The organism is Aeribacillus sp. FSL K6-1305 (genome assembly GCF_038050115.1).
GTDB classification, from domain to species: domain Bacteria; phylum Bacillota; class Bacilli; order Bacillales; family Aeribacillaceae; genus Aeribacillus; species Aeribacillus composti.
Genome location: NZ_JBBOQV010000001.1, coordinates 26,350 through 50,456, shown reverse-complemented (window position 1 = coordinate 50,456; position 24,107 = coordinate 26,350). Strand labels below are relative to the sequence as shown.

Below are 24,107 nucleotides of genomic sequence, written 5' to 3'. Positions count from 1 at the left end.
TGGTCTGTTGTAGTTAATATGCGTAGTACAAATAACAGAATGACGAAGACAATGTTGAATGAGTGTACTATCCCGCTTCACAACTTTGCGCAATGAAAAAAGAGGGGCTGTCCAGAAAGTCAAATCCCTATTGATAACAAAAAATCATAAACATCGATATATCAACGTTTCTAAAACATAAAAGGGGGGCCGTCAATAAGCCAAAAAACGACTTATTAGACAGCCCCTCCTACATAAATATTTTATTTAGATTTTAACACTTCCTTTAACAACTCAATCGCATGTTTGTCGGTTAGATCGTTCGTACCAAGCTCGCCGCGGAAGGCTTTGTTAAGAATAGATTGCTTTAATAAATCAAACTTTTCTTCAACTTCTAAAACCATGTCTTTCTCAGTCTCTAATTTACTTAATAAATTGTCTACCTTCTCAGCGATGCGTTTTTGTTCGTTTAACGGTGGCAAAGCGAAAGGAAAGTCTTTAATTATTGTTTGTGATATATTCGGCTGTGCTCCACCTTTGCCAAGTGCTATTAAATCGCTTCTTCTTGCTAAAAAATAATAAAACATATATTTTGAATTTAAAAAGTCATGTGGCTGACCAACTGCACAAGCTTGATTTGTAGCGGCATCTATACCAAGTATGCCAAGCTTCCCAATTGTTGCTCCATACATTGCAATAACTATAGAACCTTTCGGAAATATCTTTGCACTAGAGTTTTGGAGTCCCTCTTCTGTAATAGTCTCTTCAGAAGTGTTAACTATTCCATCATTCAATTCACCAGTTTTAATCCAAGGAATATCTCCACCATAGTATTCTACTTTTTTTCTGGAAGGTGTACCTCCTGAGCCCCATTTTGCCACATGACTTGAGCGAACCCACACCCAATTTTCTGGTACTTCATAAGGTTGCTCTTCTTTTGGAATAAGATCTTTTTCTTTTATGTCATTTGATGTTTCTAGCATACTCTTCTCGTTAGGATCGTTTGTACCTAATTGTCCCTTAAACGCCTTATCTAAAATCGCTGCCCATTGAAGCTCAAAAGATTCTTTTACTTCTTCAATCAACCGCTTTGCTTCATCAAGCTTAGCAAAAAGCCGCTCAATCTTCTCAGCAATGCGTTTTTGTTCGTTTAAAGGTGGCAAAGCGAAAGGAAAGTCTTTGATTATCGTTTGAGATATATTCGGTTGAGCTCCACCTTTGCCAAGTACTATTAAATCGCTTCTTCTTGCTAAAAAATAATAAAGCATATATTTTGAATTTAAAAAGTCATATGGTTGGCCAACTGCACAAGCTTGATTTGTAGCTGCATCTATACCAAGTATGCCAAGCTTCCCAATTGTTGCTCCATACATTGCAATTACTATAGAACCTTTTGGAAATATCTTTGCACTAGAGTTTTGGAGTCCCTCTTCTGTAATAGTCTCTTCAGAAGCGTTAACTATTCCATCATTCAATTCACCAGTTTTAATCCAAGGAATATCTCCACCATAATATTCTAATCTCTTTCTTGAAGGCGTACCTCCCGAGCCCCATTTTGCCACATGACCTGAACGAACCCACACCCAATTCTCCGGCACTTTATAAGGCTGTTCTTCTTCCGGCACTAATGCTTCTTCTAGTAGTTCTTCCATCGATTTTTGTTTCTTTTTGCTCATTTTTCAAGCACCTCAGATGTTTCTGCGACTTTTAGCATTTCTTTAGAATCTGTTTGGTAGGTATAAGGTTGTTCGACAGCTTTTAACTCGGCAATGACTTCGTTTAGTAACGAAATCGCTAGTTCTAATTTTTCCACCGCCTCTTCTGCAGATTCGATTGGGTCCGGCAAGTTTTCGTAAATAGACAGGGATTCATCAGCAATTAGCCCAATATCCAAACTGTCGCCTTTTTTCGCAATTTCTTCACGTGTGAATACATTCCAGCGCTCGTCTTTGACTTGGCTGCGATCTTCTGCCGTATAAGCCTTGATAAATCCTTCAAAATGTTCTTTCGTTAGCGGATTCCGTTTGCCAAAGGAAGGCATATTCGTGCGTAAATCGTACACCCATACTTCTTTTGTATTGCCGACATCTGTTTTCCCTCGGGTGAAGAATAAGACGTTCGTTTTCACCCCTTGGGCATAGAAAATCCCTGTCGGCAAGCGTAAAATCGTATGTAAATCGCATTTGTCCATTAGGTCCCGGCGAATGTCAGCGCCGACTCCGCCTTCAAACAAGACGTTATCTGGAAGGACAACCGCGGCACGAGCTTTGCCGTTTGCCTTGAGAGCGCGGTAAATATGCTGCAAGAAATTCAACTGTTTGTTCGATGTTGTAAAGGTGAAGTCAGTTCGTGTTGCCCGCTCGCCGCCTTTTTTTGTTCCAAAAGGCGGATTCGTTAAAATCACATCAAAATTTTTCAAACTTTCACCTAGTGAAGAGAGGGTATCGCCTAACAAGATTTCCCCATGAATATCATGAAGCAACGCATTCATGACCGCTAGACGATGCGTGTCTCTGACAAGCTCTACTCCTGAGAATGCCTTGTATTTTTGAAATTCGATTTCTTCTTGAGATAAGTCAAAATAATCATCGGTTTGTTTACGAACATGGCGATCTGCCGCGATCATAAAGCCGAATGTTCCCGCAGCAGGGTCATGGCAGCGTTCGCCCGGCTGAGGATTGACAAGTTCGACAATAACATCAATAAGGACGCGAGGCGTAAAATATTGCCCCGCTCCCGATTTCACTTCGCTCGCGTTTTTTTCTAACAGCCCTTCGTATAAATCCCCTAATCCTTCTTGCTTCGCATTGTACCAATCTAAGTTATTGGTCGATTGAATAATTTTTTCTAGGTTCTTTGGTTCTCTAATATTAGATGTCGCATCTGTATAAATTTGTTTTAATAATTCATTTTCCTCTTTTCCTAAATCAAGCAACAGCTGTTGATAATGCTCTTTAAGTGCGATCCCGTCTTTTTCTACTAACGAATCCCAACGATATTTTTCAGGAATCATATATTCTTGACCGGTTTCTTTCATCATTTTTAAGAACAGCAAATATGTTAGCTCTGTCACATATTGGTGATACGTAATGCCGTCATCACGAAGAACGTTACATAAATTCCATAGTTTTTGGACGATTTCTCTGTTGTTCATCTACGCTTGCTCCTTCTTTTGGTGATAGTTATACAAATTATAATTAATTTCGCGAACAATTTGTGCTAATTGTCCATCGAAAATTTGATTTAATTGTTTAAAGCCTCCACGGCTCTTAAAAGGTTCATATTCAAAAGCCTTTTCAGGGTCCGGATGAAGAACAGATTCTTGCAGTAATTGCTTTTCAATACGTTCCAGCCATTTCTTTTGAACAGGCGGCCATGCTTTCATTTGGTAAATTTTCTTCATGGCGTGTTTAATTCGTTCTTCATGACTAATAAGCGGATCGCCTAACGCTTGCTGGCGGATGAAGGCGATGATGTCCGCTGCGATGTCTTCATTTTTCGCCTCGCGCCAAGCTGCTTGTAATTTTTTCTCGGAAAAACCTTTTTGGTCCAATTCAAGCAACAATTTCTTTAACTCTTCTCTCGTTAATTCAGTTGGACGTTGACATACAATCATTAGCGCAGGGATTTTGTTCATATTGTTTCGGATAAACTCTCCAAATGATTGTAAATAATCATCCGGTTTTTCCGCATTTCCATATCCGCGTTTAACTCCAATAAGTTCATCTTCATGCGTGGAAATATATTGTTTATTTTCCCGATAGCGATTTTCATCCATATAACGGAACATCGATTTATACTCTTTTAACTGTCCAGTTAATTCAGCAGGATTCAAGTTTTTTACCCAATCTATAAATTCATCAACTGTTTTTCCACCAGATAATACTTTAAAGTCTTGGTGCTGCTTCTCTGACCATTGGCGTTTTTTTCGTTGGATTTTGGCTATAATTTGTTCTTGTTGATGTTGAAGGTGTTCTTCTTTATCTAAACCTTCTAATTCTTCTACTAATTGAGTCAGTGAAATATTTGGTCGAGTGACAACAGGCTTCATGCTTGTATATGGTTTTAAAGACTCATAGATTCCAACCGCATCGAAAATATTAAAGTGATCTTTTCGGATTTCTTCACATCTTCTCGTTGCTCGGCCTAGCATTTGCTCATAAAGAATCCGAGAGCGAACGCGGCGCAAGAAGACGAGATTTGTAATTGCTGGAACATCGACACCTGTCGTTAGCAAATCCACCGTCACAACAATAGTTGGATATTTTTCATTTTTAAAGCGTCGAATCGCACCTGATGGGTCTTTAATGGAGCCTGTAATTTTCATAATCGCATTGTCTTCGACTTCACCGTATACTTTTTCAAATTCTTCTTTTAAAAGACGTACGACTAAGTCTGCGTGATCATCTGTCGCTGCAAATATCAATGTTTTGCCTTCATCGTCAGGAGAAATATAATTCGTCAACTCTCGTATAATAACACGATTAAAGCTTTCTGTGATAACTTTTGTATTAAAATGTGCAACCTCAATATTCACTTCATCTTCAAGGTATTCTTGTGAAATTGTGCCGGAAACCGCATCATATACGTCGACCTTTTCACCTTTGGCCCAAGCGATTCCTTCCTTTTTTAATACCGTTTCAAATTGATATGGTGGTTCATGGTCGACTAAATATCCATCGACGACTGCTTCACGATAAGAATAAGTGAAAACCGGCGGTCCAAAAATTTCTGTAGTATGCAGCGCAGGAGTTGCTGTTAAACCGATGCGAACGGCATCAAAGTAATCAAGTACTTTTCGATATTTGCTTACATAATCATTGTGATCTCTTATTTCAATTTCTATGTCATTCATCTCTTTATCTAGTGTATAGCCTCGATGGGCTTCATCGACAATAATGCAATCATATTGATCAATCGATGGAATGTCTTCTGTTTTCTCGTTGTAGAAAATGCGTTTTAACATTCCTTGTACGGTAGCGATATGTACTTTTGTTTCATCATCTGGTTTTTGATCGTATAACGATTGTAAGCTATAAATTTCAGTGAACGTATGGAAATTTTCCAGCTTACTTTCTTTAAAAGCGCTTTCCGCTTGTTCTCCAAGAGCTTTTCGGTCGACAAGGAATAATATACGATTAAAACGCTTTGCTTTGATCAATCGATAAATGAGACCAATCGCCATTCTTGTTTTCCCTGTTCCGGTTGCCATGGCGATTAAAATGTTGCGTTTTTTCTCTTCCAATGCTTTTTCGACCGCTTGAATAGCTTTGACTTGATAGTCTCGTAATTTAAGATAATCAAATTTTTCATCACGCAAAAATTGTTCCGAACGTTCCGTATCTTTTTCTAATAGATTTTTCAGTCCTTGAGGAGTGTACCATCCTTGAAGTGGTCGCGGGTGATTCGTTGATTTCCGCGCATCTAAAAACCAAATGCCTGACTTTTGTTCTAGCTGTTTTAAAAAGGGGCGGCCATTGGTTGCGAACAAAAATGGAACATAGTAATCTCCCCATGGTTCATGGATCACTTCATGACCATGCCGAACAATAAGTTTTGCATATTCTTTTGCTTGCTCAATGTCAGATGGGATATCTTTACTAGCACGTTTCGCTTCAATGATCCCTACTAGCTCGGGGCCAATAAATAAAGCATAATCAGCGTAACCATGTTTTAAAGGCCACTCCGCAATCGCCATGTTTTTTCCTTTTTCCGGACGAACTCCTTTTGAGAAACGCAGCTTTTCTGAATCAGCCTCCCAGCCAGCATCACGCAATTGCTGATCAATAAGAATACGGGTTTCTGCTTCCGTCAATTCAAAGTTGGCAACGGCGCGTTGTGAGTACTCACGTCGTTTTTGTTTCTCTTCATTGCTAATATATAGCTGTTCTTTGCGTATCTTCTCAAGCTCTGTTTCCAAATGAGCAAGCTTTTCTTCGTATGACTTAACTACATGGTTCAATTCATCTTCTGATATAGATGTTTGCGGTGTCGGTTCGATATATTCTGGAGCTTGAAATGACCAATCGCCATACACTTCCATAAACCAAACCGCAATTCGAAACGCCATATGCAATAAAGCTTTTGCCTCATTTACTTCACCATAGCTCGGATTATGTACCGCTTGATTCCCTTTCAAACGAATGACCGTAAATAAGTCATATATTTCCTTCGGCAGAATTTGCTCATAAAAAAGAATTCTCAGACGCTCCTGTTGATCAGTTCTGCGTTCTTCCTTTATTTCTTCTAACGCTAAAATATATTTTGTTATAGTTTCAGCAAATTTTCTAAGCTCACTTATCGCCACATTTGGATTTTGATAGACATTTCGTTCTGCCGTTTCCCCAACACGGGCGAGAACTTCCCATTTTTCTTCTAAAAAGCGAAAATTGTGCGACATATACACACCTCACCCATAAGAACATGTATATAGTGCTATTTTATCATAAATTTTACAATATATATCATTCCAGTCATACATCTATTTAATAGAGTTAAGTCTGTATAATTGTGTAAAAATGAATGGGTCTAAAAATACTAGCCAATTTCAAATCCGATCCTTTCAGATGCTTGAGCTTGTAAAATCTGGTTTATTTTAACCTCAAATTTTTTGAATTTCCTTGAAGGAGTTGATGCAAAATTTCTAAATCTAGGTTAATCTTATTTTGGTACATTCAAATCTTTTCTCCATTAGAGTTTGGCGGTCCAACTTAATGGCAACTGAGTGTTTTTATTTCCTTTGGTACATTTGCTTTTGCTGGCATTGGTATTGAATTGTAACTTATTAAACATATATGATAACTTCTTACAATCATCGCATTTATAGAAACCATCCAAAATTTCTTTCAATTAATAAACCCCTCTAGCTTTATATGAGTATAGGAAGAGCTTCCACGGCAAAATTAGAGCAGCTGCAAAATAATTCGCTTTTCTTTCCATTTCAACATAGGAATTATGGACCACTTGCACCAAAATGAGCAAGCTCATCATATATAGACATCGGGTTAATTTAAAACCAACAAGAAGCTTAAAACCTCAAATAATGAAATATGATCATATAAACTCGAAAAGTAAGTACGTCTATCCAAACGTGTATTTTCTTTACTATGTAACCACCTGTCCCCATTCGCACATTGTTAGCAAATCGAATGGGAACAGACTCGCAAATCATGTTTCCAGCCTAATCCCACATGTGGCGACAAATATCTTCATAAAGCTTCTTCAGGATTTCTTCTTGATACCCAGCTTTTTTTATTTCCCGCATTTTCTCTTTGATCGGCTGCAATTCTTCGATCGTAACAGTTTCTAGTTTCGCTACTCGGTCATCCGACAGCAAAACTTCTGGAGATGACGCTAAGTAATCTTCTAATTGGAAATGCCATAAATGAATATGCTCCTGATTCCGCTCCTTTAATCGCTGCGCCATTTTTAGTCCTTCAGGATCAAAATCTCCAGAATAATATATTTGACAACCTTCTTGGATGATTAAGTCTATTAACATCAGTGACGCTAGTTTAAATTGCCCATTTGTGCAAATCAGCGGCGGGAAAGCGTCAGGAAATAAATCCAACAAAGCGGAAAATACGCCTGAGTTCTCAACGACAAATACGGTCTGCCCCTTAGCAGGATATGCACGCTTTAACTTCAATATTTCCCGCAATGGCACATTGAGTACTGTATTGGTTTTTACAGCAGAAGCAAACACAGAATGAATTCCCTGTTCCGTTTCTGTCAAAATTCCCGCACATGTCACAAAGTTTAAAATATCTTCCCGTAAAATGCCAAATGATTGCAGGAGCTCATTGACTTCCTCGACTGAGGATAAGTCATAGTCTTGATCAGAGTAAAATTGAAGTGCATGAAGAAATACTTTTCCTTGAAACGTATGCAAGTCAAATGCGTGCGGATCTTTTAGCACTTTTTGTGAAAAAATTGAAAGACGTTCATAATCACCTTTTTTCGGCAAATGTTGAAGCGCAGTGCACACATTCTTTAAAACAGTCTCCAAATGTTCCCGATCTTGCGAATAGGCGATATGAATAAAGCGGTTTTGGGGAGCTGATTCAGCTATAAAAGACAGAAGCCTTGCTTGTTCGGGATATTGATGAATAAGGTTTTGAAAAAATTCTTCTTTTTTCTTCCGATCTGTTTCCCTCTTCTCTTGATTGGTTGTAATGTCTTCACCAAAATAATTCTCAAGTAACGTAACGAGCGGTATACCGGCAAAGCGCGTTTTCTCTAATTGTTCGGCAAACATTTTTAATGAAGCCGAAGGAGTAGATTCTTGATGAAAATCCTTCCCAAAAAACGCCCCGAGCGCTTCTTTTTCTTCAAAGGAAAAACCGTCTAATTTGACCGTTCCGCCGATTCTCCCGAGTGATTGATATTTCTTTTTCATCAGCAAAAAAAGGCGGTGAAAGCCAGGTTCACCGCGAAAAAACTCAACAGCATCCGCTACTTTTTGTTCCAACATGAACCATCCTTCCTATATGGATGATGTAAAAGTAAATTCTTCGTCCGGATTTGACGCAAGTCGTTTCACTTTTCCATCCCAATGATAACGAATAACCGTAACGTACGGTGCATTTTTCGGGCGAACTAGCTCGCAAATAGAAAGCGATGGTACCGTGTCGTAGTCTCCCCAAAGCGCCTGAGAGTTCATGATATAGTTAAAACCAAGCTCTTCGACTAAAGCAAACATATCACGAATGTTATTTTCATCAACACCGGCAAACGCTTCATCTAACGAAATAATATATGGAGCATCCTCTGCAGCCTCTTGATAACGTGAATATGCCGCAGCAAAAAGTGGAATATACATCGCCATCGCCTTTTCTCCGCCGCTAAATTTATAAAACTTTTGGTTCGTTAATTCCCGCTTTGGTTCATTTGTTTTTTGGTAATAAAGCGTAAACGAGAACCACTTTCGGTAATCGAGCACTTCTTTAATGACTTGGTGAAGCGTATTGCCTTGCCCACGTTCTTCAAGCATTTCTCTCGCTCGGTTGATTTTTGAGCGGAAATGCATCGTAACCCGCTGCAAATCTTCTTCCTTTAGCAGCCGCGAATTCATTCGCAACAATTCGACTAAATCTTTCGTGTCCATTTCTTCTTCGGTTTCCGCGGTCTTCGGCTTCCATTGAATTGAAAATGTCAGACCTGAAGAAGTATCACGTTTTTCCATTAATGCGTTCATATCTTTTACCCAGCGTTCGGCACGCTGTATGCGGCTTCGCAATATTCGCCCGATCGTTTTCAAAATAATATCTTCATACAATTCACGGTCCTGTTCGTTAATATATTCTTTTTGCAGCAATATATCTTTTTCAATCTCTTTTAATACATAATATGGTGTGACGCGTTGTCCTTTGTAGTCTAGTAAAATGATGATGCGTCCTGCTTTTTCCTTCCAATCGTTCGCTTTCAGCTCCGATTCCTCATCTAATGAAAGCTCGACGAACGGATTTTGTTTGTTCCAATCGGCAGGTTCCTGTGCCGGACGATATTCGATTAAATTCGGTTGTTCTTGGAAAAATATTCGGTTTAATCGTTCGGTGACAGAAAGTCGTGTATTCTCTTTTAATACAGAACCATATTTCTTGGAAATGTCTATTGCTTTGTCCAAAAGTGAGCCTGTTTCATTTTCGTCAACAAACACTAGCCCTCGTTCCAATTCTTTGGCAAATAGCTCTTCCCATGCTTGGACAAGAACCTTTGCAAATTCCAGTTTTCTCTCTAAACTGCTTAATTTGTTTTCCATGTTTGAAAGCTGATTCCCGATGTCTGCTTGCTTCTTAATTTTCTCAGGAATTTCCGTTTTTAAAAACGTTAATCGTTCTCGAATCTGTTGAATCTCTTGGCGAATATGTTCCGCTCCCATTTTCGTTAACATCGATTCGATATGCTCAAGTTCAAGTGATACCCGCTGTTGTTGATCGAGAAGAACATTGATTTCGCCTTTCGCTTCGTCTATTTCGTTTTGTAATGTTTCAAGCTGATCATTTAGATTTTTGATCATTTCATCGGTGTGCACAATGTTTCCATGAGTAATTTGTACGTCATTTAACTCTTTTAAATATGATTTCATATAAGACAAAGCATCTTCATACCCTTTTTTTGAAAACTTAAGGTCCAGTCCTTCTGTCTTGTTGCGCAAAGTATTTTTCACTTGCTGCCATTCTCGAGCGATTTGTCCGAGTTTTTCATTTTTCCTTACTGTTTCTTGTTCTTTGCTTGCTGCCAGGAGTTTCGTTTGCTCCCACTGGTCATAGGCATATTTGACATTTTTGTCAGTTGGAAACAATTGAAACCCTTCCGTAATGTGGCGGATTCGTTCATCAATGGCTACCAGCTGCTCTCGTTTTTCTCTGAGTTGAGTGTTTAAAAGCTGTAATTCTTCCTCAAATTGCTGAATTTTCTCAAGACGCAGCCGTTTCCGTGCGGCTCTTCCAATATACTTTGCCTTTTCCCTTTCAGGGGCATGTCCTTTTAAAAGTCCTAGTGAATATTGTCCGGATTCGTTTATGACAAAATAATCCTTTTCTTGCGGTTCGTCCGATACGATAATACTGCGCAATACCGCTTCGATTCGTTCCTTAGAAACACCTGAGTCATTCTCTACATCAGGTTTTAAATAATCCTCTAGCGTGTGTGCCATCATTGCCGGGTTTGGCATGATTACTCGATCATATTGGATATCTAAATCCGCTTCCACAATTAAAGCGTCGAGCAATCCAGCATGATTTAATGTAGATTCGATCCGTTCCCGCAACTCTTCAGAAACGTGCTCCTGAAATTCCACAGCTGCATAAAACGGAACGTAAGGTATTCCTTTCTCTTTTAACAAAACCCTTGTTTGCACCGTTTGCATGTCTCGTTCTGGTTCAGGATCTTTTTGTTCCTTCCAATAGCGTAATTTTTCTTCCGTTTCACGAATTTCATTTTCTATCAATTTCATTTCATGTTGTTTTTTAATTTTTTCCGCTTTCCACGATTCTAAAGATTGATAATATTGATTCGTAAACGGTTGTTTCACCTCTTCGAAATGATAGCGCTCATATAGCTCATTCAACCTTTGTAAAAATACTTGAAATGCTTCGTCATCCACCTTTATATCCGGATACATTTTGCTCCATTCAAACACGCTTTCCTGCAAACGGGATTTTTCGTCTTCAACCAGTTCATACCATTTTTTCTCTTCATTTTTTAGTTGGTCTAATTCCCTATTTAATTCGCCGAGCTCTTTATACGTTTCTTCATAACGTAATTGAATTTCATCATGTTCTTTCCAAAGTCCGTTAATTTGCTCCAGTCGATCAAAATGTGCATTAGCTTCCCGCTTCCATACGGTAAAATCAAATTCATATTCTCGGTTCCGCTGAAAATCTTCTTCGTTGATTGTATGCTCGGAAAAAGAGCTTTCTAACGCATCGTTCCGCATCATTTCTAACTGTTCTGTTAGCTTTTTCAATAACTGTTCGAAACGTTCTTCATACATGTTTAAGTTTTGTTCAATTTTCCGTTCTTGCTCTCGTTTTTCATCTATAAATCTTTCTTTCTTTTTGAGCTCTTTGTTTACATTCTGCAGTTTTTCCGCTGTTTCATTACGCTTTTCTTCTGCCTGAAACACTTCATGATTGGATAAATCAAGTTCCCGTTTACGCAGCACTTCTTGTTCAATCGATAATTGTTGAGTCTCTTCTTTCAATGTCGCAAGTGTTTCCTCATATTCACGATGTTGTGCGACAAACTGTTTCTTTTCTTCAGCTAACTTTTTAAAGCTTTTTTCCGATTTTACATATTCATTCGCTTTCTCAGCCAACATATACTCATTGTAAGTCGAATAATGCTGGCAAAGATGCTTTAGAGCCTTCTCGTCTTTTTCAAGCTGTTCTAATTGTTGTTTTGCTTGATCCATATTTTCTATCGTTTCTGACAAGTGTCGCAGCTCTTCATCTGTAAGTGCTGGCAGCGAGCTTTCTAATATTTCGTAGATCACAGTTGGCTTAAAATCTTTTGAAAGCTTCGGACTGCGTAATTGAATGAGTAATTCAATCAATTCGTGGAACGCATCAAGCGACTCAAATCGAAAAATATGTTTATTCACTAACTCCATATATTCACGTTGCGAATCAACAACCGTACCGCCTTCACCAATAACAGTGATCAACTCCCGTTTCGTTAAAGGAATTTTTTGCGTCTTCCCGTCTGTCTTTTCTTCTTTATATAAACGCAAGTCTTTGCCGATGCGCCGATTGTCAAAAACGACAAATCCCCAAAAATCCATATTTTTCTGCCGTTTTGCCCGTAAGCCGATACCCGTTGTGATATATTGTTCAGAGTTTTTCCGCTTATATTCTAAAAATAAATAGCCTGTTCGTTCGTCCCTGTCGACGAGTTCTTTTTCCCCAAGTAAGTAATCTTCCATTCTTCTAGCTCGGGAACCGAACGGATCGAGGCGGTCAGGACTCTTTTTTCCATCAAGCAGAACCGGAAGAAAACTTTGCATCGTCACCGATTTGCCGGAGCCGTTGCTTCCACGCAATAGAAGTTTTCCGTCTGCGAAATGAAAAAATTCTTCATCATAATACCAAAAATTTAACACTCCCGCTCGATATAACTCCCATTTACTCGTCATCTTCATTCGTTCCTTTCATTAGAAAATCATCAGGATATGTTCCGACTAATCGACCTAAAAGGGGGTAGAGAATAATCATCCCAGTCTCCGCTTCACGTTCTGCCATTTTCCACTCCTTTAATGCACTCAATACTTCATCAGAAAGCTGAGAGATTGTCATGTCGCGGTATGTTTTACTCCATCCTTCGGAAAATTCGTCACGGCATTTTTTTAACAGACCTAAAAAATCATTTGGTGTTAAGCGGATTTGTCCATATTCATCAGGCATGTGAACATCAAGATGCTGGCGAATAATTTTGGAAAAATGAAGAATAATCTCCGAAGTACCTTTTTGATCTGGAAACAGCGTATAGCGGCTTTGACGTTCCGGTAAAGTTAAAAGTGCCGCATTTTTAAAAAGTTCATAGTGATAATCAGTATGTTTTTCAATATCTTCCCGCAAGCGATGGCGAAAGTTTCTTAAATAATAAAAGTCAGGATCGTCTTTTTGTCTTCGATAAATGGCTGGCGACAAAAATAGTTGCCGATATATCCGATGGCGGCGATAGTCTTGCGGGGACGCTTTCCATTCTTCTTCTAAAATCTCCTCTATCGTTTCATATTGAAACAAGTCTTTCGGATATGATCTCATAAAATAGCGGGATACAACGGGAACTTCATAGAGTGCTTCATGGTCTTCTTTATTTGCAAACCCTTCAAGATCCCCATCGACGCGTTTTACGATACCAATTTGCTCCGACGTTCTCAGCACGCGAATGAGCGACTTCCGATGTTGATAATTCGTCCAATCGATTGGCAGTTCCCCGGGATACATCGCTTGAATCTCTTCACATAAATCGGACAGAAGAAATTTCTCATCGACGGCTTTGCTCTCTAAATATGCTAATAAGTAGCAAAACAGGGCATAATCTAATATATCTTGAAAATCTTGAATACCCATCCACGATTCTGGCTCAGCCGGGATTTTCTCGAGCTTTGCAAAATAGCGGTGAATGATTAGCCGATATCCAAACTTTTCTTGCAAGTAACGTTTCAATACTTTTTCACGTTCTCTAATCTTTTGATAAAGCTCTGGTTCCTCTTCCCGGACAATCCAGAAGTTTTCAAACAGGGCTGTCATGGCTTCTTTCGCTTTTTCATCAAACCCTTGCTCCGTCTTTTCCAATGTTACATCTCTCCCTTTTCGAGGACATAAAGTTCATAATTCGGCATCGTAAGTGTACCGTCAGAGGCTTTCAATTGAATCGAGGAAGAATCCTTTTGCAAGATTTTCACTTTCCACCCGTTTTCCGTTTTTACGACTCCGTCTTGTTTTGTCATTGATTTTGCTATCCAGCTTAACAATGTTTTTCGAATGTGCGGTTCGATCACCGGCAACTCTCGTAATACGATTTTATTGTCTTGAATGAGGTTCTCTAACTCTTCTTTCTCACGTTTTTTCTCCAGCAAAAATTTCACCTTCATCTCCTGTTTCTCTTTTTCATGTGTTTCGATCGCTTCCGGCTTTTTCTTTTCACGGTAATGGCGAACGCGAGGCTTTACCGTCCATTCTGTCGGCTCTTCTTCCCAAATATCGCGATAAAAGTTTTCTGTTGCATCGTTCTCTGTTATGAGATGCTTTGTATGGAAACAGCCGAAAACAACAGAGGATAGTCGGTGGGCATCTACTAAACTCGGAAGCTCGGAAAACCACTTTGCTAAATGGAGAAAATCTTTCTTGCGGCTGCGGAAATTGTGATGACGTTCCCCCAGCCTTTGCACGACCCGAGTCATGCGGCGAATGGCTTCATTCGTTTGGTGCTGAAGAAAATACAATTCACTTTCACGTCCTTCTCTGCCTAAAAACCATTCTTTTAGACCTCTCCACTTTTCGAATAAATCTTCTTCAAGTTGTTCTTTCGTCACTTCCATTTCTTCTAATCGAGGAATCGTCATTTGATAATCAGCAACAATTGCGACTAGTTTGTGAACATCATCTTCTCTGATATCTTCCAACAACTTTTCAATTTTTAACGATGTTTTCTGTAAGGCAACGATGAAATCGCGTAAATATGTCGTAAATTTTTCTTTATATACAAGAAAGGCTTCCGACATCATTCGTTCTTCCGTGTTCTCACTGTTAAGGTAAGCGATGTAATCCGCAGAATTTTGAATGATTTTTTTGAAATAATCGAATGTTTCTTCCCAAATTTGATTAATCTCTTCTCGTTTTTCTTGAAAATCGTTTTGTATAATATTTTCTATTCGAACGAGTGAAGAGTATAAACGGTCAAAACGCGTTTTTTCTAAAGATCCTCCGAATGAATCCCCTAGCTTCTCTAACGTGCGGATCATCCTCTCAATTTCAACCGTGTAAGGACTGCATTGATAACGAAACCGTTTCTTTTTAAATTCTTCGATTGTGCGAATATTCACCGTCTCTTGCCGAGCAATTAAGTTTTTCCATTTGACAAGCTGATCTAAATCCTGCTGGAGATCGTCTTCCGTATAGTTCTGAAACTCCTCATGTTCTTTTAAAAATGCAAATACTTCTTCAGGAAACAAATATTGCCGCATTCGTTCATGCTGCATATAAAAATATCGTAAAATCGCCCGATAGCGATAAGCATTGTCCGTTGCCAAATACTTTGCCTCAGAAATCGGCTTCAGCCATGAAGAATCCATTATGCATCACCTTATAAATTATGTTTTTATTTCTATTGTAATAGATTTGCAGAGAGATTGAGACAAGATTTTGATGGGGATTTTTTTGCTGTTTTGATTTTTTGGGTATATTTCGTTTTTACGATCTGTTTTGTAAGCGTTCGCCAACCATCTCATCCTGTTTGTATGTGCTCTTTTGTTTTTTTAAATCCTTTCAACACTTTTAATGCTTGTAAATCGGTGTTCCTGCCGTTTTCCGAAATACTCCCGGCAAGCGGTGATCCACGCGGTTCTATCTCCATTGAGAAAACCAGTCCATCATCGGGTCATAGCTGTATTCTTCCATCATAAACCTTTCAAGCCCTTCCTACACCGGCTCATTTCGTCTGATGCACATAGTGACGTTTGTTTACCAAGGGCACTCGTGATCGATGTACTCCAACACCTGTTGAAGCAGTTCCCCGAAGGTTTCTTGAATCATCGAAAATAATTCCATTTCGATCTCTTTTAATGTTTGCCCACCTCTCTTTTCTCCTTGTGTTTGGTTTGTGCACTTATCACAATACAGGAGGAGAGTCCTTTTTGCATTTATTTTGCCTTTCCCCCTACCATTTAAGAGAAACTCCTGCTTCTAACGGAAGGATCTTATCTTTCTCCAACAAACATTTTACTCATACAGAGCGAAGATGCATATGAATGCTAATTTAATAAATGTACAATTTTGATTCTCGCATGAATACTGAACTTGAGGGAAAAGAGGATGCATGCGAAATGAACAATCACAAAAGAGATGAAGAGACCAAAACACTTTTTCTTCTTTTGCTCTTCCTCTTTGGCCACAGTGATCATTTTGCGTGTCTCCATGGATTCCTTTAGAAACCGCGTGAGAAGTTCATCCCTTTCCTTTATGTATTTCTGTTGTTGATCTAACCTCATCATGAGTACTTTAGCAGATCGTTTTGTTTGGCACCATCACTTTTAACGTTTGTATATTATCGTTATAACGATCTAATTCCCGTTTTGTCTTCATTTCGCAAACTGCTACGTTTGATTGTCGAACACATGCCATTACTGCTTCTGCCGCTTGTTTCTGGCGTCATATCGCTGCTCTGTTTTATCTCCATAAAACGCTTCAAGAGAATATAATGTCTTTTCTAAATAGCCTCGCTCCCACCCGCGTCTTGCTTGGAGAATGAGAGCATACTTTCTTAAAGCAGATTCCTTCATTCTTAATTAGGTACACACGTCTCTCGATTCAATCAATATTAGTCCTTCGTCTATATCACTAGTCAAAACACCGATACATTCTGTTATTACACTGTTATATAATCATTCTATTGCTGTTTCGGCATACCCTGCAAACGACAAAATAATGGGAATGTATAGCGGAAAAAATATTGAAGCTTTAACAAACTTTAAGATCATGACGTGATACAATCATGAGTGTAACGGTATAAAACAAAGGGAAAGGGAGAAGAAGATGGAATCAGATGCAGTAAAACAGGAGCGATGATTAGTTTAAAAAAAGCTGACAAAAAAGCTAAACTAGACAAATGGCATCCCAATAAGATCACATTAGCTAATGAATGGATTGAGAATGAGCAAACGCAAATGAAACGACTGATCGTTCAAGGGGCCATTTTCACTTATGAACTCGGGGAAAATATCGGCACAGAGCAAAACGGAGAACGACCGATGCTTGTCCTTTCTAATAACAGAATTAACCGTACATCCGGTAATGTTAAGATAGCTCCGCTGACTACAAAGTTAAAAACCAAAACTATAACAGATCGGAAAGGAAAAACAAAGGTATCGCCAAAACTTGCGACACATTATTTTCTCAAAAAGGAAGTCTATCCGTTTTTAACGCAGACTTCCGCCGTAAAGGTGGAAGAATTAACGACAGTCAACAAAGTAAGGCTAAAGCAACATATCGGCAATATAAACAAGGATGATTTAAATAAGATTATGAACCGTGTAAAATGGGTATTTAATCTGTAACGTACTTACAGCGTATTGACAGTGTATTGATCATGTATTGACATTTCCCAAGATTTTTCTATACAAAATAAGTTGTCTGTCTCGTCACAGACCATTTCACACGTGAAAAAACGTGGATTCGTTTGTGTTTTCAACGGAGAGGAGCCCTAAATGGTTCCTCTCCTTGCATAATATCAACAATAAACTCATAACTTAATGATAAGTTGCCTGCCGCGTCGCAGGCCATTTCACCCCGTCAGCGGGGGATTCATGGTTTTTGCCCCAGTACTTAGGTGCTGGGGTTTAATGTATTTATTGGAGAAGATTTCTTACGAAGAAAATCTACATAAAGGTCTGCAATGTTGAATGATTTCGCATCAAAGCGGCTGAATGACTTGTGTAATTCAACATAATTAATGTACGTGTTCACTTACAAGGGGTAGAAAAGAGCATCCGTTGATTTTGCTGCCAGCTGCCTAATAAATAGAAAAAGGTATTTTTGCCCGGCAGATCAACGAACAAGAACAATACAAAGGGCAATAAGTTAAAATTTCTTTGTTATATACAAGAAAGACTTCTAACATCATTCGTTTTTCCGTGTTCTTTACTGTGAAGGTAAGCGATATCATCCGCACAATTTGAAATCATCGAACGTTTACTCTCAAATTTGATTCATCACTTCCAGTTTTTGTTCATAATCATTTTTTCAAATATTTCTATTCAAACGATTAAAGAATAGAAGCCGTCAATACACATCTTCTAAAGCCCCTCCAAGTGAATCTCCCAGCTTCTCAACGTGCGAAGCATCTGTTCAATTTCATTATACCTTCCTATGGTATAATGAAGTAAGTTTTTTGATCATGAAAGGGGACGAAATGAATTTTGCAGACAAACCATAATTTATTTTCCATAGAAGATGTCGAGCAATTTATTAATAGTCATCATTTGGCATTTTTATATATATCCAAAACAAATTGCAGTGTTTGTCATGCTTTGCTGCCAAAGGTGGAAAAAGTGCTGGCTGAGTTTCCAAAAATTCAAATGGGCTTTATCAATGCGGATGATATTCCGAACATAGCCGGTCACTTATCCATATTTACCGCACCTGTTTTAATTTTATATGTCGATGGAAAAGAGGTTTTGCGAGAAGCGCGGTTTGTTCATGTTGAGCAGTTTAAGGAGAAAGTGAAGAAAATTTATTTTTTAGCAGAGCAATCGTAACTTGTTTGCGGGTGAAGGCACCTTTTGGTTGAGATGTTTCAAAGAGGCGGAATGCTAACTAATGTATTCCATGAGCGGAGTCTTCTACACATAGGGGCTGTCTAATAAGTCGATTTTCCGGCTTATAGACGCCCCTTTAATATTTTTGAAACGTTGATATATCAATGATTATGATGTTTCATTCTGGACAGCCCAAAAAATATTCTTGTTCTAAAAGGGAATGAATCTGCTTAAAGTTAGACTGGATCATCAAACGAAAGCAAACTTGCCAACGCCGCAAGCAAAATCCTCCAATGATGAAAATGAAGTCTGGAATAAAAAGAAACGTTTAGTTATTTCATTCATGAAAAATCTATATGTTCTCACAACCGTAAAATCTATCTTGATGGCGGTTGAAATAACGGAATGCATGCGCGGTACATTCCGTTTCTTTTCTTCATTTTATGTTGAATTTAACTTAAAATCAGACACAGATGCTTCCGAAGGTCTGAGACACTTGAGTAGAAGCTACTTCAAACAAGTCCGTTTCTTAGAGAAAGTCCTCCCCCATAACCATCTGAACAAAAAACTGCAGCTTAACAATTAAACATTCACATTAAGTTTCAAAATTACATCAAATATAGTGCTTGTTCGTTATTTCGCTGCTTCTAACAATAGATCCACAATATGAACAGCTTTTACATCCTTTAATCCTTCTCTTTCAATTCCTAGCTTCATTTGCATGAAACATCCTGGATTAGCTGTTACTATTGTAGTGGCTTTGGTTTTTTTCATTTTTTCCATTTTCTGATCTAAAATTTCCATGGATGTTTTCGGTTCGACAATGTTATAAATGCCTGCAGAGCCGCAGCAGCTATCGGCATTTTCCATTTCTGTGAATGTTACTCCTTTAATTGAACGAAGCAATTCTCTAGGAGCTTTTGACGTTTTCATGACGTTTCTCAGGTGACAGGAATCTTGATATGTGACGACTTGTTCAGGAAGTGAAAGGCGAAATTGTTTATGAAAATCAAGCTCATATAAAATGGACGTAATGTCTTTTATTTTTGCAACAAATTTTTCAGCGCGCTCTGACCATTGCGGATCATCTTTTAATAAGTGATCATATTCAATCAAGAAAGCGCCGCAGCCACCCGCGTTTGTTATAATATAATCTACTTCGTTTTTTCCAAACGCTTCAATATTTTGTTTTGCTAATTCTTTCGCTAGTTCTTTTTCTCCGCTATGACCATGCAAAGCTCCGCAGCATGCTTGTGTTTTAGGAATAACAATTTCACACCCGGCTTTTTGCAATAATTGAATGGTTGCATGATTTGTTTCGAGAAACAACGTGTCCATTAAACATCCGGAAAAGAAAGCAACAGTTGCTTTTTTCTCTCCTTTTGGCGGGAAATATTCAGATCGCTGTTTCAGTGTCTTTCTCTCAGGAATATCAGGCAATATTTTTTCCATTTCCCGGAGATGATCTGGAAACAGTTTCATAAATCCTATTTTACGTGCCGCTTTTTGAAGTCCAGATTTTTGATAAAATCCAACTAAGCTAGTTATGTTGATTAAATTACTTTTTTTAGGAAATAGTTTTTTAAAAACCACATTTCGAACTGCCCGCACAGGTAAAGAATGCTTTTTATTTTGGTTAATTATGTCTCTTGCTTCTTCTAATAAATGTCCATAATTCACACCTGATGGACAAACCGGCTCACACGCACGACATCCTAAACATAAGTTTAAAGACTTTTCAAATTCATCATCCGGTTGAAGGACCCCATCATAAACTGCCTTCATTAAGGCAATTCTTCCTCTTGGTGATTGGCTTTCTTTATATCCAGACACAATGTAAGTTGGGCAAGATGGCAAACAAAAACCGCATCTCATACAATTTAACAGCTCATCTTCGTCCATGCGTTCCTTGAAATCTCTTTGGATATTTTGCTTTTCTGATTCTGTCATCATTTTGAGATCACCACTCGTTTTCGTGTATCCTTTGCAAATAATTTCCCAGGATTCATAATATTGTTTGGATCCAATGCAGCTTTGATCGACTTCATCACATCGATTCCAGATTTCCCCAGCTTCCATTCTAAATAAGGCGCTTTCATGGCTCCTACTCCATGTTCTCCAGTAATTGTTCCTCCCAGTTCAATGGCCTTTGCAAATATTTCAGCAAAAGCTTTTTCCACCCGTTCCATCTCATCTTTCTTCCGAATATCTGTCGTGCAGGTAGGATGAAGGTTTCCGTCTCCCGCATGACCAAACGTGCATATTTTTACGTTATGTTTTGCGGCTATTTCATTAATGGCTTTGACCATTTTGGCAATTTCTGATCTTGGAACAGTCGCATCTTCTAAAATGGTAGTTGGTGCTAGTCTGGCTAATGCGGACAAAGCGGTGCGTCTCGCTGTTCGTAAAGCTTCAGCTTCTTCTTCTGACTGGGCAATTTGTACAGATACGGCGTTTTCACTCCTGCATATTTCTTCCATGACCTTCATATCTTTACTCACATTTTCAGGCGTTCCATCTTGTTCAATCAGTAATACGGCTTGCACGTCTGTTGGCAGTCCGATTTGTGAATAGTCCTCCACTACTTTTAGCGTCGGCTGATCTAAAAACTCTAAAGTTGCCGGAATTACTTTATTGGCAATAATTTTCGATACGGAACGCGCAGCAGCTTCTAAATCTTGAAATAAAGCAAGCATTGTCTTTTTTGATTCAGGCAGTGGGATCAGCTTTAATGTCGCTTCTGTAATCACTCCTAACGTTCCTTCAGAACCTATAAATAAGCGCGTTAAATCATACCCTGCCACATCTTTTGCTAGCTTTCCTCCTGTTCGAACAATTTCCCCATTAGGAAGAACCGCCTCTAGCCCCAGCACATAATCACGAGTTACTCCATATTTCAGTCCTCTTAATCCTCCAGAATTTTCGTTAATATTTCCCCCAATTGTAGATATTTTCATTGAGCTTGGGTCTGGTGGATAAAACAAACCTTTTTGTTCCACCGCATGGATTAAATCAAGTGTGATAACTCCCGGTTGACATGTGACGGTTAAGTTTTCCTCATCGATCTCTAAAATTTTGTTCATATGTTTAAATAGAAGAACGATTCCTCCTTCAACAGGACAAGTGCCGGCGCATAAGTTCGTACCAGAGCCCCGCGGAACAATCGGTATTTTATTTTTATTACATAATTGCAATATTTTAGATACTTCCTCTGTATTTCTAGGCGAAACGACCGCATCCGGAATCGATTGAAAATTTGGAGTCGCATCATACGAATATACTAACCTTTCAACTTCCGAATCTTCAAAATTTTCTTCTCCTACAATATTTATGAATTCCCTCTTTATATCAGGAGCAATCATTCAAACCCCTCACTTTTATTCTTTTCGTTTTATTATAAAGAATGAGAGTCATATTATCTATGTATGATGATATAATTAACATACCAAAAATGCCTTTTTTATTGTCTTTTTAACCAAAAGGGTGGTGATACGAGATGCAATTATCCCCAAAGCTGGCTGCTAAAATTATTTCAGAGGTTCAGGACGTAGTAAAAGAGGATATTATATTAGTTGATATTAATGGGATCATCATATCCTCCACTGATGAGAGTCGGATCGGCTCTTTTCATGAAGGAGCTACGATTGTTATTAAGTCCAAACAAAAGCTTTACATTGATCAAATCAAAGCACAAGTGCTGAAAGGAGTCAAAGCAGGAATCAATATGCCCATTATGTTTCATAAGAAGGTAATTGGAGTGATCGGAATAACTGGCGAACCGAAACAAGTGGAGCCTTATGCGGACTTAATTAGAAGAATGACAGAGCTCATTATACAAGAAGCATATTATACTGAAAGAAACGAATGGGAAATAAGAGGAATAGAATCGTATCTTTATGAATGGATCAATGCTTCATCTGTGGATAAAGATTTTTTAGAGCGCGGGTTTATGTTAGGCATTCCTGTGTATGACACTCATGTTTGCACACTCATGGAATTGGAGATACACACATTAAATAATTACGATATTCATCGAATTCAAAAAGAAATTATAGAATTGTTTTATTCTATCTTCGGGAAAGAAAAACATTTTATTGTTCGATGGGGGCAAGAGCGCTTTTTAGTATTAAAAAAGATGGATGCTTCTTATAAACAAAATTATTTTTACAGTCAGTTAAACGATTTAAAAAAAAGATTCGAAAACAGATACAAAAGCACTTTAGCTATTGGCATAGGAAAAACAGCTTGCAAACACATGATCAATAAATCTTTTAAAGAAGCACAAAAAGCATTAAAGGTAGCGCGAAAAAATAAAGGCATTGTATTTTATGAGGATCTTATATTAGAAATCATCTTGGATGATATCCCAACAGAGATGCAAAAGGATTTTTTGAAGCGAACCATTCATATGATGGAAAAAGATCAAATTCTAATCGAAACGTTACAACACTATATGAACAATAATCAATCGATCAAAAGAACGGCAGAGGAAATGAATATCCATATTAATACACTGCACTACCGTTTAAATAAAATCGAAGAGCTGACAGGAATTAACCCAAAAACAACAGAAGGAATTGTCATATTTTATATATCGTTACTGTTATTAAATTCTTTAAACCGTTAAGTCCGTATAATTTGATCGAAACGGGAGTGAATGAAAAAAGACAATCGGCAAATGTTGTTCGGGGAGACGACCGGCAGGAAAACTTTGGGATTGCTGCCATACACCAAGCATTAATTCCATAGTGTCTTTCAATGGGCAATTTCCTTTTAGACAAGTAATTAAGAACTGCTCTAAATGTGGAGAACGTCTGGACACATGTTTGACATTCCAATGATTTTCTCTAACTGTCTCATTTGAACGTCACTCAAAATCATCCTCATTGGATTTCCTCCGCTTACATCTTGGATTCGATGATAAACGTATTTTTCCTGATGAAACAAAAAATCCCGAATATCGAACTTTTTTCAAGTATCCGATATTCGGGTTGCATTTTCAAATACATCAGCCCTTTTATGTTTTAAACAGCAGACTTTTCTCTTACATTCAACAATTTAAAGAATTCTCTCATGAATCCCGGTAAATCTGGCCAAGCGTGGCCCGATACAATGTTCCCATCCACATGAAGCATTTTTTCCACATAAGTAGCGCCTGCTGCTTCCACTTCTGGTCTACAAGCAGTGTAAGCTGTCATCTCTCTTCCTTTGATATATTCTCTTACAGTTGTTAAGACTAATTGTCCATGACAGATCACCCCAAGAGGTTTATTTTCTTTTAAAAAGTGAGCAGCAATTTCCTGAACCTTTGGATTCATACGAATATATTCAGGCGCACGCCCTCCTGGGATAATTAATCCATCATAGTCGGCAGGATTAATCTCATCTACTGATGCATGAGATTCGATTTTATATGCCCATTTTTCTGTAAAAGTCTCCATTTCAGGAAGGAAATCATGGACAACCGTCTGGAGCTTCTTTTTAACAGGTGAGGCAATTGTACAATTAATATTTTCTTCAATACAACGATAATAAGGATAAAACACTTCTAATGCTTCAGCAGCATCGCCAGTAATAATAAGAACATTTTTACTCATCTTACATCACCTTTCCTTTTATTATGAAATTATTTGTACGCTGTAAAAAT

General features: G+C 38.3%; 14 protein-coding genes and 1 pseudogene. 4 read left to right on the top strand and 11 right to left on the bottom strand.

What is annotated here, in order from left to right; all coding sequences use genetic code 11:
* Positions 1 to 242 precede the first annotated feature (242 nt).
* From NST97_RS00195 to NST97_RS00160, 8 genes are all read right to left on the bottom strand, one after another.
* Positions 243 to 1,655 (bottom strand): restriction endonuclease subunit S, encoded by a 1,413-nt coding sequence (locus tag NST97_RS00195; protein ID WP_341342774.1) that lies wholly within the window; start codon positions 1,653 to 1,655, stop codon positions 243 to 245.
* A complete protein-coding gene (locus NST97_RS00190; protein ID WP_341342773.1) occupies positions 1,652 to 3,133 on the bottom strand; it encodes a class I SAM-dependent DNA methyltransferase in 1,482 nt (493 codons plus the stop codon). The genes NST97_RS00195 and NST97_RS00190 overlap by 4 nt, the downstream gene beginning before the upstream one ends.
* Positions 3,134 to 6,379, bottom strand: coding sequence for a type I restriction-modification system endonuclease (hsdR, locus tag NST97_RS00185; RefSeq protein ID WP_340733378.1), 3,246 nt, complete (start codon positions 6,377 to 6,379; stop codon positions 3,134 to 3,136).
* Positions 6,380 to 7,159: 780 nt separating this feature from the next.
* Positions 7,160 to 8,452: a TIGR02679 family protein gene (locus NST97_RS00180; RefSeq protein ID WP_341342772.1), complete on the bottom strand. Its 1,293-nt coding sequence runs from the start codon at positions 8,450 to 8,452 to the stop codon at positions 7,160 to 7,162.
* Positions 8,453 to 8,464: 12 nt separating this feature from the next.
* The gene (locus tag NST97_RS00175) at positions 8,465 to 12,616 is read right to left on the bottom strand and encodes a TIGR02680 family protein (protein WP_341342771.1); all 4,152 of its coding nucleotides are present in this window, start codon (positions 12,614 to 12,616) and stop codon (positions 8,465 to 8,467) included.
* Positions 12,606 to 13,736: a TIGR02678 family protein gene (locus tag NST97_RS00170; protein ID WP_341343162.1), complete on the bottom strand. Its 1,131-nt coding sequence runs from the start codon at positions 13,734 to 13,736 to the stop codon at positions 12,606 to 12,608. Before NST97_RS00170 ends, NST97_RS00175 begins: the two co-directional genes overlap by 11 nt.
* Positions 13,737 to 13,783: 47 nt before the next feature.
* A complete protein-coding gene (locus NST97_RS00165; RefSeq protein WP_341342770.1) occupies positions 13,784 to 15,280 on the bottom strand; it encodes a TIGR02677 family protein in 1,497 nt (498 codons plus the stop codon).
* A gap of 152 nt (positions 15,281 to 15,432) precedes the next feature.
* Entirely contained in the window at positions 15,433 to 15,561 is a 129-nt protein-coding gene (locus tag NST97_RS00160; protein ID WP_340733372.1) for a hypothetical protein, read from the bottom strand.
* A gap of 1,178 nt (positions 15,562 to 16,739) precedes the next feature.
* Between NST97_RS00160 and NST97_RS00155 the strand changes: the two are divergent.
* From NST97_RS00155 to NST97_RS00145, 3 genes and pseudogenes are all read left to right on the top strand, one after another.
* Positions 16,740 to 17,260, top strand: a pseudogene (locus NST97_RS00155) (type II toxin-antitoxin system PemK/MazF family toxin).
* 861 nt (positions 17,261 to 18,121) lie between these two features.
* Positions 18,122 to 18,460, top strand: a complete 339-nt coding sequence (locus NST97_RS00150; protein ID WP_341342769.1) for a thioredoxin family protein — start codon at positions 18,122 to 18,124, stop codon at positions 18,458 to 18,460.
* A gap of 220 nt (positions 18,461 to 18,680) precedes the next feature.
* Positions 18,681 to 19,046: a hypothetical protein gene (locus NST97_RS00145; protein ID WP_340733370.1), complete on the top strand. Its 366-nt coding sequence runs from the start codon at positions 18,681 to 18,683 to the stop codon at positions 19,044 to 19,046.
* Positions 19,047 to 19,093: 47 nt separating this feature from the next.
* Here the strand turns inward: NST97_RS00145 and NST97_RS00140 are convergent, their stop codons facing one another.
* Positions 19,094 to 20,410, bottom strand: a complete 1,317-nt coding sequence (locus tag NST97_RS00140) for a (Fe-S)-binding protein (protein WP_066249977.1) — start codon at positions 20,408 to 20,410, stop codon at positions 19,094 to 19,096.
* Positions 20,410 to 21,822 (bottom strand): glycolate oxidase subunit GlcD, encoded by a 1,413-nt coding sequence (gene glcD, locus NST97_RS00135; protein ID WP_311067068.1) that lies wholly within the window; start codon positions 21,820 to 21,822, stop codon positions 20,410 to 20,412. Before glcD ends, NST97_RS00140 begins: the two co-directional genes overlap by 1 nt.
* A 134-nt stretch (positions 21,823 to 21,956) precedes the next feature.
* Here glcD and NST97_RS00130 point away from each other — a divergent pair, with 134 nt between their 5' ends.
* Complete coding sequence (locus NST97_RS00130; RefSeq protein WP_339194820.1) at positions 21,957 to 23,087, top strand: CdaR family transcriptional regulator; 1,131 nt, start codon at positions 21,957 to 21,959, stop codon at positions 23,085 to 23,087.
* Positions 23,088 to 23,484: 397 nt separating this feature from the next.
* Here the strand turns inward: NST97_RS00130 and NST97_RS00125 are convergent, their stop codons facing one another.
* Positions 23,485 to 24,057 (bottom strand): DJ-1/PfpI family protein, encoded by a 573-nt coding sequence (locus NST97_RS00125; RefSeq protein ID WP_063386439.1) that lies wholly within the window; start codon positions 24,055 to 24,057, stop codon positions 23,485 to 23,487.
* Positions 24,058 to 24,107: the final 50 nt, after the last annotated feature.